This window comes from Nocardiopsis endophytica (genome assembly GCF_027706725.1).
Classification (GTDB): Bacteria; Actinomycetota; Actinomycetes; order Streptosporangiales; family Streptosporangiaceae; genus Nocardiopsis_A; species Nocardiopsis_A endophytica.
The window spans coordinates 47,432-60,309 of sequence record NZ_JAQFWQ010000024.1 but is presented as its reverse complement, the minus strand read 5'-3'; the positions used below and the strand labels follow the sequence as shown (position 1 = coordinate 60,309).

Below are 12,878 nucleotides of genomic sequence, written 5' to 3'. Positions count from 1 at the left end.
CTCGTCAGGTCGGGCTACGCGAATTGAGATGCGGTGGGGGAGGCGCCGGTTCCCGGTCTCCGAAAGGTGCGGAGACCGTCACACGGTGGCAGATGGTCGGGTGGCCCTGGGAGCATCCCCGAGTGGAAGGGACAGGGAGAGTCGGGCGCCTCCCCCGGGCCCATCCGTGAATTCCAGAGTCGCGCCTGCGCCCTCCGCCCGCTCGACCATCCCCAGAAGGCCGTAGTGGCCGTTGCCGGAGCGCTCGGTCTCCAGCAGCCGGGCCGGCGGTTCCGGGAACCCTCGTCCGTCATCGGTGATGATGAGCCTGCAGGTGCCGGGCGTCGGCTCCTGGACCTCGATGTGGACATGGCCGGCGTCGGCGTGCCGTTCGACATTGGTCAGGGCCTCTTTGAGGATCGCCAAGGCTTCTCGCCTCGCGGTGTCAGGCGGTTCAGGGGACGCATCCGGCGGGATCGTCACTTCGACCTCGATCGCATGCTCCTTGTTCCACTCGGCGATCACGATGCCCAGAGCCTGGATGAACGGTAGGTCGGCCCCGGCGTCGTCGTGTTCTCGCAGATCGGTGATGAGCTCGCGTGCCTGGGCCGCGGCGGTGTCCGACGCGGCGACGATCTGCCTTGCCACCTCCTCGGCCCGCGCGGGGTCCTTCTTCAACCACAGGGGAAGCGCTTGGGCGGCCATGGCCGCCCCGCGCAGCGTCTTGGCGACGGAGTCGTGCATCTCCCTGGCCAGGCGCTCCCGCTCCTGGACGGCCGCGATCTCGCGTTCGGCGTTGCGGCGTGCCATCTGCTCTCCGGCGAGTTCGGTGAGCACCGCCCGGATCTTGGCCCCCGCATAGCCGGCGACCGGGTAGAGGGCCGGATGTACGGCCAGGACCTGGTAGGACAGGACCTCGATCTCAGCGCTGGGGCCGGCCATGGTGGCGTAGGCGGCGAGCGCCGACATGTAGCAGAAGATCTGGAAGGCGACGACCATCGCCGCCTGGCGCCCACCGAAGAGGATCCCGGCGATCGCCGCGGAGATGACCGTGGTGATGAAGGCGGGGCCGGAGGGGCCGTCGATGACGAGGATCGCACCTGTGGCCGTGATGTCCAGTGTGGACAGCAGAGGATGCGACCGCAGGTACGGAACGAACCTCTCCCACTGTCGAGCGGCCAGCCCGGACAGGATCGATATGGCGGCGACCAACACGATCGTCTCGACGGAGAGCCGGTTGGTCGGGATCAGCAGAAGCGCCATCGCGCAGAACAGCATCCGGATCTGGAGCAGGAGCCGGACGAGCGCGGCGAGTCGGGGGAGAGTGGCAGGGACGACTCCGGCCATCGCTGTCACCCGCCGAACATGCTGAAATCGAGGTCCATACCGAGGAACATCCCGCCTCCGACGACAAGGAGCAGACCGGGAAGCATGGTGGCCGCCGTGACGCCGGTGACACGGGGCGAGACCTTCTGAGCTTTGCGGCGGAGGAACTGGGCATCGTCGCGGCGGATGTCGCCACTGATGGTCATGAGCGCATCGGCGAGCGGCGCACCGAGCTCTTCGGCCTGCTGAAGGGCGGTGACGAAGCGCCCGAGAGACTCATTGTTGTTGCGCTTGCGCAGTTCCTTGAAGGCGTCGCGGCGGCTGGTCCCCAGGTCCATCTGGTGGAGGGCGGTGCGGAACTCCGTCGCGAGGAGCCCGGGCATCGAGTCGCTCACGCGGGCCAGCGCCTGCCGGAAGGAGAGTCCGGCCCCGACAGTGACCGCCAGGACGTCCAGGAAGTCGGGGAGCTGCTTCTGGATCTGCTCCTGGCGCTTGCCGCGCTCGGAGATGAGCCGCATCTCCGTCATGAAGGTGAAGACCAGAATGGCCATGGCGAAGAGTGGGCTGCCCTTGATCAGGACGATGACGGCGACGCTCCCGTAGAGGAGCACTTCACCTGCCTTGCGACTGATGTAGCGGTCGACGGTCAGTCCTTCAGGGCTGCCGGCTCCCTGAATCCTCTGGTCCAGCTTCTCGAGCTGCTGGTCGCTGAGCTTCGACTTGATCGTGGGCAGCAGAGGCCTGCCAAGGCCCTGCGTGATCCTGTGCAGGATGAAGATCTCGTCCTCATCCTCGGACTTCTTCGGGGCGGCGGACGTGAGGTCGGCGGCTACCTGGGCCTTCGCCGTGAGCAGATGGACGCCCCAGACGAACACGCAGATGCACATCGCCGCGGCGCAGCCCAGCAGGAGGATCGTCGTGAGGGAGAGGGACATGGGTGGGGGCTCCGGAGTCTCTGGGCGGCGGTCAGAAGTCGAGCTTGGACATTCGCAGGACGGCGACGAAGCCCACCGCGAACAAGGTGAGGGAGACCAGGATGATGGCCAGGCCGATGTTGCTCTGGGCCATGGTCGCGACGGCGCCGGGCATGAGCGTGTTGATGAGGAAGAACGAACCGATGCCCATCACCAGGAGGGCGTAGGCGGTCGACGTGGCCTCACCCAGGATGGTCTTCACCTCGCGCCGCGTCTCCTTCCGGCTTTCCAGCGTGGTCGAGATGTTGCGCAAGGAGGTCACCAGGGCACCGCCGGAGCGGGAGGAGACCAGCAGGGTACTGATGAGAACACCGATCTCACGGGACGGCATGCGGTCGCGCAGATCGGAGATGGCCTCCTCGAAGGGCTGGCCGAGCTGGATCGAGCGGGCCGTCAGGCGCAGCTCCGCGCCCGCGGGGTCGTCCAGCTCCTCGGCGGCCATGTCGATCGCCGTCGGCAGCGCCAGACCCGCCTGGGTCGCGTTGGAGAGCACGCGGGCCAATTCCGGCAGTTGGGCGGTGAACGCCTCCTTGCGCCGCTCCTCCTGACGCTTCAGGTAGCCGAAGATGCCGGCGACGACACCGAAGATCGCCACGATGCCGAAGATCGGGGCCAACGCGTTCCAGAGGAACACCACGGCGACGATCGACGCCACGACGGTGATCATGACGAAGGTCGACAGCTTCATCTCCAGGCCGGCGGTGCGCAGCCGCCTCTCCAGCTTGACGCCGAAATCGGCGTTGCGGAGCATCCTGTCCATGCGCGCCAGGGGTGACCGGTGGCGCCGGTCCAGCTCGCCCTCCATCCCACGCGAGGCGAGATCCCTGCGCTCCATGGTGCCGACACCCCACTCACGGAACCCCCAGACCCCGATGAGCAGGGTCAGGGCGGCCAAGAGCAGGGCCAGAACGTCGAGACTCACTTGACTGCTCCAATGGGGACGGTGTGCTCGGGCTCGGTGAACACGGAGGGGACCACCTCGCCCGCGTTGATGATGCGCTGGGCGATGTTCCTGGGCAGGGGGAACCGGCGGAAGAGGCCGTTGACCTTGCCCTGGGCGTCCAGGGGCTGGGGCTCGAAACGGAGGACCGGTGTCAGCTGGAACTGCTCGCGTCTGCTCGAGGTGACCACCCCGATCTCTCCGACGCGCCGTGATCCGTCGGCGTACCGGGACAAGTGCACGATGACGTCCACGGCCGCGTTGATCTGGTCCTGGATCGCCTCGAAGGGGATCTTGACCTCGCTCATCGAGGCCAGGGTGAGCAGGCGGTAGACGGCATCGTCGGCCGAGTTGGCGTGAACGGTGGCCAGCGACCCGTCGTGGCCGGTGTTCATGGCCTGAAGCATGTCCAGGGTCTCGGCACCGCGGACCTCACCGATGATGATCCGGTCGGGGCGCATACGCAGGGAGTTGCGGACCAGGTCGCGGATGGTGACCTGGCCCGCGCCCTCCATGTTCGGGGGCCGGGACTCCAGGCGGATCACGTGCTCCTGCTGGAGCTGGAGTTCGGCGGAGTCCTCGATGGTGATGATGCGTTCGCTGTTCGGCGCGAAGGCCGACAGGGCATTGAGGAACGTGGTCTTCCCACTGCCGGTACCGCCCGCGATGATGACGTTGAAGTGCGCGCGGACCAGTGCCGCCAACAGGGCGCCGGTGTGCTCGTCCAGGCTGCCCTTGGCGGCGAGCTGCCGGATGGAGAAGGGCTTGGGGAAGCGGCGGATGGTGATCGTGGCGCCGGTCAGCGACAGCGGGGGAATGATCACGTTGACGCGCTCGCCGGAGGGGAGACGCGCGTCGACCATCGGGCTGGATTCGTCGACGCGGCGGTTCACCTGGGAGACGATGCGGTCGATCGTCTGCATCAACTGTGCATCGCTGGCGAAGGTGGTGCTGATCCGTTCGACCTTGCCTGCGCGTTCGACGTAGATGGTGTCCGGCCCGTTGACCATGATCTCGGTGACGCTGTCGTCGGCGAGCAGCGGTTCGAGCACCCCGAGTCCGAGGGCCTCGTCGACGACGCGGCGGATCAGCGCGCTCCGCTCGCGGTCGGACAGGACCGGCCCCTCCCGAGAGAGGAGGTGGCCCACGACCTTCTCCAGGCGGATCCGCCGCTGCTGCATGCTGAGCTTGGCGAGGTCCTCCAGGTTGACCTCGGTCAGCAGGCGCTGGCGCCAGTGGGTAACGCTGTTGCGGTCGTCGGTGCCCTGAGTGGGGCGGGCAGTCTCATCGAGACGATTGCGCAGGGCCATGGGTGATGCATGCTCCGTGTTGCGGCGGGTGTGCGTACTTACAGGGCGGGCATGTCGACGCGTCGTGAGATCTCGATACCGAAGTCCCCTGCGGGCACCAGGAACGGTGCTTCCGCCGTCGCTTCCACGTACCGGGTGCCGTCCTGGGAGCCCGAGGTGACCTCGGCATGGTCGAGCCAACCCGGAAGCGAACCCCGGGCTGCCTCCGTTCCCGCCGCCACTCCCTGTTCGGACGCCACGCGCGCACCGTGGCGTGCTGCGTTGCCCAGGCGTTCCATCGCCATGAACGCGGCGAAGAGCTCCATGACGAGGGCGACAACGACCAAGAGCAGAGGGAAGTAGATTCCGGCCTCAAGGAACTGCGAACCGCGGTCGCCCCTCCGGCCGGAGCCGGCGATGAAGGGGGGTCTCGACCGGAAGAGCGCCATGGCCATGCCTTTCTCGGATACTCGGTCTCAGGCGGTGTGGTCCCGCCTGTGGGGGGTCACCGTTCGTAGTAGATCTTGGATTCCCCGGAGACGTCCCAGGGGGACGTCGCACTGGGCAGTACCACCGGCATGGCCAACACGGCCTTGGCATACGACCCGTCCGGTCGGTGGTCGATCTCGACGTGGAAGGTGCTGGTGTTGTCCCAGGGCGCTCGGACGCGTTTGGAGGCCTCACCGGTGATCTTGCCGAGGTCGTCAGGGGTGACCGCCGCCTGCCGGGCGGCCTCGTTGGCGGCGTGGCTGGCGTACATGCTGGTGATGCCGAACAGCACCACCTGCCAGACCAGGAGCCCCGCAAGGATCAGAATCGGTGTGACCGCGGCGAACTCGATGAGCTGTCCGCCCTTGTCCCCCGCCTTCTGCTTCTTCTTCCGCTCCTTCTTCTCCTTCTTGGGCTTGGCCGCCTTCTCCCTGCCGAAGAGGCCCTTCTTGCGCGGGACCTCGGGCATCTGCTCGGCCTCCGGGCCCGCGTGCGCCGCGACCAGGTCCGGCTCGGGCGGCGCCTCCAGGATGCTCAGCTCGGCGGCGATCTTGCTGTAGGCCTTCAGGAGGTTCTGGTCGGTGATCCGGCGCGGGTCGCCGGTGTTCGACGCCTCCTCCAGGCTGCGGAAGATCGACGGCACGGGCGTGGGCACGAGGTCGACGCCGATGAGCTTGCGCGCGAAGTCCGGCTGGATCTCGTTCTGGCGGCTGTGCCGCAGCAGCAGCGCCTTGACGTTCTTCTTCTCCCGCACCTGCAGCCGCTCCCACATGGAGATCAGCCGCTGGCCCGCGCGCAGCGCCGGCAGGTCCGGGGTGGCCGTCACCAGGCATGTGTGCGCCAGCTCGCAGGCCATCGCCGTGGCGTCTGTCATGTACGAGCCGCAGTCGGCGATCACCAGCTCGTAGCGCGAGTTCAGGCTGGCGAGGATCTGCCGGGCGGCCGTCTCGGTGACCTCCTCGCCGCGCTCGCCCTCGCGGGGCGCCAGGAGGATGTGCATGCCCTCCGGGTGGACGTACAGGGTCTCGCCGAGCATCGACCCGCTGATGCTGTCGGCCGCCGCGACCAGGTCGACGATGCTCCGCCGGTGGTTCAGGTCCAGGTAGCCCGGGATGTCGCCCTTCTGCAGGTCCAGGTCGACCAGGCAGACCGACCGCCCGGCCTGGGCGGCGGCGCGGGCCAGCTGGATCGTCAGGGTGGTGGTGCCGATGCCGCCCTTGGCGCCGGTGAGCGTGATGATCGAGCCGCGCCGCCCGGACGCCGGGACGTCGGCGTTGGCCTCCTCGAAGTGCCGGCGCAGCGTCTGCGACCACTCCGCGGCGTGGCCGACGCGCGCGTCGAGCTCGCCGATGGTGCAGTCCTGCAGCATCACACCGCGGGCGCCCGCCTCCATGACCCGGGTGAACTCCTCCGGGTCGGACTCCTCCACCATCAGCAGGATGGCCAGCTGGGGGTGGTTGCGCGCGACGTCGCGGATCAGCTCCACCGCCGGCAGCGGCCCCAGGTCCTCGTGCACGATGAGCACGTCGAGGTCGGGCATGGACCGCAGCGTCTCGCTGAGCTCGGCATAGGAGCGGTGGATGCTGACGATCTCGCAGTCGCTGAGCTCGTCGAAGCGGACCGTCAGCGACGTCTCCAGCTCGGGGCTGGGGACGCCGATCATGACCTTGTGGCTCATCTCTAGTTCGTGCCTCCCTGGGTCCCCTGCTCCTCCTGCTGCTGCTCCTCGTCGCCGTCGGACTGGGCCTCCTGCTCCAGGTTCTGCTGGTCGCTGCTGCAGAACTGGATGTTGCCCGGGTCACCGGAGCCCTCGGGGCTGAGCAGGGCGAGCCGGAGCGAGGCGGAGAAGGCCTCGGCGTAGGTGAGCTGCAGGCTCTCGTCCGGGTTGAGCCGGAAGGTGACCGGCACGGTCGCCGAGGTCATGCCGGACTCGTCGGTGCTCTGGCCGACCTGGCCGACCTCGAGGACCTCGACGTCGGTCAGGACGCGGGTGGCACAGCTGTCGCCCTCCCCGTCGGCGGGGAAGGTGGCGTAGATGTCGACCCGGGACTGGCGGCTGACCTTGCCCGCGACGCCGGTCTCGGCGTTCACCATGATGGCGATCTCCCGCTCGCCCGCCTCCAGCTCCGGGGCGGGGATCACCATGCTGGTCTGAAGAAGCGACCCCTCCGCGATGTAGGTGGAGGAGACCGGGGTGCGGCCGGGCTGGTCCAGCACCTGGTCGAGGTTGGAGATGAAGGTCTCCTCGTCGAAGAACCGTGCGGGGACCTGGTGCTCCTCGACCATGTCCTCGGTGATCGGCTGGTACGGGGACACGTCCTGGGTCAGCCGCAGGGTCGTGCGGTAGGTGCCCAGTTCCCGGTTGATGCCGTTCACGTAGGAGACGACGGTCAGGAAGACCGCGACGGCGCCGATACCGGCGACGATCATCAGCAGGAGGCCGCGTCGCTGGCGGGGGTTCATACGCTTTTCGTTCCTAAGGGAGAGGGGGCAGGGACTCGGATTCGTGCGGGCGGGTCATGCCGCGCTCAGGTGCTCGACGGTCCGGTCGGTGACGTGTGCGGAGGGGCCGCGGCGTTCGGCGGCCGCCCCGGGGGTCGGACCGGGGCCTGCGGGCCGCTGGGGTGCCCCCCTCCGGGCGGGCCGGGGCGGCCGCCCTGGGGCGGCTGCGGCGCGGCTCCGCGCTGCGGAGGCTGCTGGGGTCCGGTGGGGCCGCCTTGGCGGCCGGCGCCGACCCAGGCGGGGCGGATGTGCTCGCCGGTGCTCTTGGTGGGCGGGGCGGGGACGTCGGCGGTGCGTGTGGGCGGGCGCCCGACCGGGGGCTGGTTCACCCCTCCGCAGTACGGGCACAGGAGCCCGGCCACGAGTTCACGGCACCACGTGCAGGTGGAGGGGCGGATCGCCCGGGGGGTACTGGTCAGGGCCTGGGGGTGGGCGCTGAACACGACGAACTCGATGTACTTGCGCACCCCCCAGTACTTGGGGCCGAGCGGCTGCTCGGGCAGGGCGTTCAGGGACACGGCCTTGAGCGCGGGCGTGAGCTGTTCGTTGAACTCGTCCAGGCTGTGGCCGTCGGGGCGGCAGACGAGGACCTGGACGGGGTCCATCGGGCGGTTCGGCAGGTTGGGCCGGGGGTCGCGCTTCTTGACCCGGCCGACGCGCTTCACGGGCGCGTTGAACGCCAGGAACGTGGTGCGCGGGATGTAGGAGCCGAGGTGCTGCTTGAACGTGATCGGGATGGTCGCCAGGTTGTTCACCCGCTTGAGCCACGCGCCCGCGAGCACGTGGCCGCACAGCTCCTCGGCCAGGGCCGCGGTGACCCCCGACGGAAGGTAGGGGGCCATGTACGAGAGCTGGTCGGCGACCAGGGAGAGGGCCAGCGGGGAGATGTCGAGGGCGATCTGGCCGATCTCGTCGGTGAGCAGCGCGCCGCGGGCGAAGGCGATGACGCGCTCGGCGGTCTCCGCGTTCCACTTGGCGTACAGCGCCGTGACCTTGCGCCCCTGCTCCAGGTTGGCCCGTGCGAAGTCGATGAAGGCGTCGGCCTGTTCACCCTTGTCCCGGCCGGTCATCGGGAACCGCTCGGCCTGGTGCGCCCCGAGCAGGCCAGTGCTGGGGTAGTCGCCGAGAAGGGCGACAGCGCTGACACTCCTGGAGGAACGGGTGGTCACTTCAGCGAACTCCCATGAATCGAGGGGGATGGGGACGTGCGGCGAATCGGGGCGGTCGCGCTGTTCTGGAGGAATCCGTGGTGGGATAGCCTACTGCGCTCATCTGAGAGTGTGTGTTCACCGCGGTGCGCTGTGTACGGGCGGTCCTGCCGGTGGTCCCTTCTGTCGAGCGGGCGGCTGCTGCGGGGGCGGCCGGTGCTCCGGTCGCGGCCGGGCGGGTGAGGTGAGCCTGAACTGCGGTGGGCCGTTCCCCCGGTACTGGGGTAGACGCCGGCGGCGGGGGAGCGGTTCCGTACTGTCGCGGAACCGCAGGTGAACCCTCTGCGTACCGTCACCGCGAGGGGAAGGGGTGCGCCTGGCCGATTCCGGCCAGGAAGGGGAGGTTCCGGAAGCGGGCTGAGTGGAGACCAGGCGGCCGAGCTCCGGGGCGGCTTGCGGTCCACGGGAGCGTGGAGTGGCACGGCCGGAGAGCTGGAGCCGGGCACCCGCCGGACCTATGACACCTTCGCCCGGTGCGGGAGCTGCGGCAGAGTGTTCCGGCCCGGCGCCCACTGCCGGCGGCTGACCTCGGTCGTCTCCATGGGCGACGGTCGAGCCGACCACGCTGGTGGGCGCGGGCGGGAGTGACGGACGGACATGCTCAGCCGTCGAGGTCGGTGAACGGGACGGTGACTTCGAAGGGATACTCCAGGCCGAGCGCCCCTTCGTGGGTGTCCGCCAGGCGGTAGGTCTTGCTCGCCCAATCGAGGCGGTACTCACGGATCGAACTCACGAGAAGGTCATCGCCGAGGAAGACCACGAGGTACACCGCTATGCCCTCGTTCGCGTACTCGGCGAGCTTGTCGACGGTGTCCGTGGACCCGGAGCCCGGGGAGACGACCTCCACCACCAGCTCCGTATCGGTGGTCGTCACCTTGGAGCCGCGCTCGATACAGCGGTAGATGGACACATCGGGCCGGCGGAAGGAGAGCTTGCCGTCGCGTCGCGTCCGGTTGGTGAAGTAGACGTCGATGTCCGTCGACACCCTGCGGCAGGGATCCTTGGGCTTGGCCGTCTCGAATGCGTTGGCCAGCCGTCGGGCCACGTCGCTGTGTTCTGGTGTTCCGCTCTGGCAGAAGATCACGTGCCCGTCGATGACCTCGATCAGCTTCCGCACCTGATCCGGTAGAGCGTCGTACTGCCCTTCAGTGAGGAGAAGGGACTCCGGTGACGTGGCCCATTCCGGGAGACGGTCCATGCCCTCATCTTAGGCCTGCATCGGGGCGGACGGTGGGGAACGTGGAGACGCGGCTCAGTCGGACTCCTGGGTGGTGGAGGGGGTTCCGCCCGAGGCTCCTTGTGCCGCCTGTGCGCTCTTGCCCGCCTTCTTGGCGCCCAGGTAGGCCATCGCGAAGATGATCGCCAGGCTGATCCACAGCGCATAGCTGTCGATCGCGGTGATCAGCTCGACCCCGGCCTCTCCCGATGAGTAGCCCGCGGCCACGACGACCGACGCCATGCCCAACGAGCCGAGGACGTTGAACACCAGGAACGTCCCCAGCCGCATCCCCGTCCAGCCGGCCAAGGCGTACACCAGCGCGCTCGGCACGCCGGGCAGGACCGCCAGCAGGACCGCGCCCCTGAGGATCCACGGGTTGAACCCGTGCGCCTGTGCGGCGAACCGCTTGGCCCGGTCCCCCTGGGCGAACATGTTCACGATGCCCTGGCCCCACTGGCGGCCGGTCCACCAGAACAGCCAGTCGAACTTGGCCATGCCGACCGTGCCCGCCACCAGCGCGAGCCAGAGCGGGTAGCGCCCGACCGATGCGAACGCGGCCACCGCGCCCGTCGCCGCCTTGCTCCCCGTGACGAACGCCAGCGCCACCGGTGCCTGGGCGATGAGGAAGGGGCGCAGGGGCCACAGGGCCAGCATCAGCAGCACGATGCCGAGGATCGTCCCCGCCAGCGCCTTGTCGGTGCGCGTCGCCTTCCCCCGCCAGGGGAGGTAGGGGCGGTCGTCGGGGTCCGTGGAGGGAGACGGGGCGGACTCCTGGGAGCCGGCCGGGGCGGCCTCCTGGGAGCCGGCCGGAACGGGCTCCCCAGGGGAGGCATTCTCCTGGTCTTCGGCGGGGGTGTTGGTCATGCCGCAATCGTCTCCTGAACGGCGCACTCCCGGGTAGTCGTTCCGGTCATGGGCGGCCGGTGACAGGTGGCAGCGCTTCCGTCTGACATCTGTCATGGCGGGCGCCCATCCGCCATGGCGGGCGCCGCCGCGGCGCGGTCGGCCGCCGGGGCGCGGACCCCCGGCGACCGGCGCGTCCCGTCACACCATCACGTCGCGCATGATCGGCGCCCGGTGGTCGGCCAGGTGCGCCGGGGTCGCCTCCGCCTTGAGCTTGTGCACGAACGACCGGCGCGCCTCGCGGAACCCGCTGCGGTCGTCGAAGATGTCCCGGCTCATCTCGGCCAGCTCGGCCACCCGGTAGGTCTCCAGCGGGCGGCGGCGCTCGTCGGCCTCGCGCAGGTCGTTCTTGGCCTGCAGCACGCGCTCGTAGTTGCCGCGGTCGGCCAGGCGCCGGGCGTAGGACAGCGCCGCCTCCTCGAACTCGGCCCGGGTCCCGCCGATCGCCGTGTCGGCCATGCCCAGCTCCACGGCCTGATCGGCGCCGATGGGCAGGCACTCGCCGGTCAGCGCGGACGCGGCGGCGTCCCCCACCCGGCGCGGCAGCACGTAGGTCCAGTACTCCGAGCCGAACAGCCCCATGGTGGCGTAGTGCGGGTTGAGCACCGCCCCCTGGCGCACGAGGACACGGTCGGCGCCCAGCCCCAGCATCACCCCGCCGGCCCCGGCGTTCCCGCCCACCGACGCCACGGTGAGCTGGGAGGAGCAGGTGATGATCTCGTGGCACACGTCGTCGATGGCCTGGATGTTGCGCCACGCCTCGCCCTCGGGGTCCTCGGCGGCCTCGATGACGTTGAGGTGGATCCCGTTGGAGAACACTTCGCCGCCGCGCAGCAGCAGCACCCGGGTGTCCTGGCGGGCCGCGTGCCGCAGCCCCGCCGCCAGCCGCACGCACTGCTCGGTGGACATGGCGCCGTTGTAGAAGTCGAAGGACAGCACGCCCACCGCGCCGCTGCGCCGGTAGACGATCTCGCCGTCGCCGTAGCCGCGGTCGGAGGGCAGCACGCTCGGGTCGGCGTTGGGCACCCCGTCGACGAGCTCCCCGAGCGCCGTCGCCGCCGGGAGCTTGATCGCGCCCGGCTCGCCCGGCGCCCCGACCTTCAGGTGGCCGATCCACAGGCTGCCGTCGCCGGTGGCCACGAGCACCCGGCCGTCGCTGCGCGCGGCCACGGTGCCGGGCTCGGCGGAGATCCGCGGCCCCTCGTCGGCGTCGAACACCCGCACCTCGGCCCCGCACAGCACCGTGCGCACGCCCGGCGCCCCGTCGGCGGCGCGGACCTTGCGCAGGATGTGCGCGGTGGGGTCGCTCCACGCGAAGGCGCGGTCCTCCTGGCGCATGGTGGGGCGCAGCCGCCCGGTGACCTCGGGCCGGTCGTAGTCCAGCGGCTCCGGAAGGAACCACGGGTCGGCCGCCTTGGCGACGACCTCGTGCACCAGCGCGATGGCCGCCTCGGTGACCGGCCCGTTGTACAGGGAGCTCTTCTTCGGCGGCTCCGCGGGCAGCGGGAAGGTGCGCGACCCCCAGATGGGCCCGGCGTCCATCTCCTCGACGGCCTGGAGGGCGGTCACCCCCCACTCGGCGGCGCCCTCGTCGACGGCCCAGTCGAGGGAGGAGGGGCCGCGGTCGCCCGGCGGCCCCGGGTGCACGATGACCGTTCTGTGGTTCTTCCAGATCCGTTCAGGCACGCGTTCCTTGAGGAACGGGCAGATGATCAACTCGGGCCGGGCCAGTTCCACGGCCTCGACCATGGTCTCCTCGTCAATGGCGAGCTCGACGGACACGTCGTGCCCTGCGCGTCGGAGCTCGATCCAAGTGCGCTGGCTGAGGCCGTTGAAGGCCGAGCACAGCAGGAGGATTCGCACGGGGGCTCCCTTCAGGGGCGGGGAACAAGGGGGAGGCTGATGGCGGCCCGCTAGGGGCGAAAGTCGCGGAATGCGCCTTCTAAGGCCACTGTTCCGGACCGCGACCATTGTGACGGAAGTTCCGCCGTGTCCATGCCATCACAGAATGTGGGGGTCCGGCGACGGGGGGAGTCCGGCCGTGCGCGC

General features: G+C 69.6%; 12 protein-coding genes. 1 reads left to right on the top strand and 11 read right to left on the bottom strand.

What is annotated here, in order from left to right:
• Positions 1–78: 78 nt before the first annotated feature.
• The 8 genes from O4J56_RS10875 to O4J56_RS10840 all read right to left on the bottom strand — a co-directional run bounded on the left by O4J56_RS10875 (position 79) and on the right by O4J56_RS10840 (position 8,569).
• Complete coding sequence (locus O4J56_RS10875; RefSeq protein WP_270685622.1) at positions 79–1,326, bottom strand: sensor histidine kinase; 1,248 nt, start codon at positions 1,324–1,326, stop codon at positions 79–81.
• Positions 1,327–1,331: 5 nt separating this feature from the next.
• Positions 1,332–2,240: a type II secretion system F family protein gene (locus tag O4J56_RS10870; RefSeq protein ID WP_270685601.1), complete on the bottom strand. Its 909-nt coding sequence runs from the start codon at positions 2,238–2,240 to the stop codon at positions 1,332–1,334.
• Positions 2,241–2,271: 31 nt separating this feature from the next.
• Positions 2,272–3,201 carry a type II secretion system F family protein gene (locus O4J56_RS10865; protein WP_270685600.1) on the bottom strand — a complete coding sequence of 310 codons (930 nt, stop codon included), beginning with the start codon at positions 3,199–3,201 and terminating at the stop codon, positions 2,272–2,274.
• Positions 3,198–4,529: a CpaF family protein gene (locus O4J56_RS10860; protein ID WP_270685599.1), complete on the bottom strand. Its 1,332-nt coding sequence runs from the start codon at positions 4,527–4,529 to the stop codon at positions 3,198–3,200. The genes O4J56_RS10865 and O4J56_RS10860 overlap by 4 nt, the downstream gene beginning before the upstream one ends.
• Positions 4,530–4,567: 38 nt before the next feature.
• Entirely contained in the window at positions 4,568–4,963 is a 396-nt protein-coding gene (locus O4J56_RS10855) for a TadE/TadG family type IV pilus assembly protein (RefSeq protein ID WP_270685598.1), read from the bottom strand.
• 50 nt (positions 4,964–5,013) lie between these two features.
• Entirely contained in the window at positions 5,014–6,675 is a 1,662-nt protein-coding gene (locus O4J56_RS10850; protein WP_270685597.1) for an AAA family ATPase, read from the bottom strand.
• 2 nt (positions 6,676–6,677) lie between these two features.
• Complete coding sequence (gene cpaB / locus O4J56_RS10845) at positions 6,678–7,460, bottom strand: Flp pilus assembly protein CpaB (RefSeq protein WP_270685596.1); 783 nt, start codon at positions 7,458–7,460, stop codon at positions 6,678–6,680.
• A 65-nt stretch (positions 7,461–7,525) separates the two neighbouring features.
• Positions 7,526–8,569, bottom strand: coding sequence for a hypothetical protein (locus tag O4J56_RS10840; protein WP_408639102.1), 1,044 nt, complete (start codon positions 8,567–8,569; stop codon positions 7,526–7,528).
• A gap of 411 nt (positions 8,570–8,980) precedes the next feature.
• Here O4J56_RS10840 and O4J56_RS32030 point away from each other — a divergent pair, with 411 nt between their 5' ends.
• A complete protein-coding gene (locus tag O4J56_RS32030) occupies positions 8,981–9,295 on the top strand; it encodes a Mut7-C RNAse domain-containing protein (protein ID WP_333563794.1) in 315 nt (104 codons plus the stop codon).
• Between the two features lie 13 nt (positions 9,296–9,308).
• Here the strand turns inward: O4J56_RS32030 and O4J56_RS10835 are convergent, their stop codons facing one another.
• From O4J56_RS10835 to O4J56_RS10825, 3 genes are all read right to left on the bottom strand, one after another.
• Positions 9,309–9,905, bottom strand: coding sequence for a Uma2 family endonuclease (locus tag O4J56_RS10835; RefSeq protein WP_270685594.1), 597 nt, complete (start codon positions 9,903–9,905; stop codon positions 9,309–9,311).
• Positions 9,906–9,959: 54 nt separating this feature from the next.
• Positions 9,960–10,790: a DedA family protein gene (locus O4J56_RS10830; protein ID WP_270685593.1), complete on the bottom strand. Its 831-nt coding sequence runs from the start codon at positions 10,788–10,790 to the stop codon at positions 9,960–9,962.
• A 180-nt stretch (positions 10,791–10,970) separates the two neighbouring features.
• Positions 10,971–12,692, bottom strand: a complete 1,722-nt coding sequence (locus O4J56_RS10825; RefSeq protein WP_270685592.1) for an enoyl-CoA hydratase-related protein — start codon at positions 12,690–12,692, stop codon at positions 10,971–10,973.
• Between the last annotated feature and the right edge of the window lie 186 nt (positions 12,693–12,878).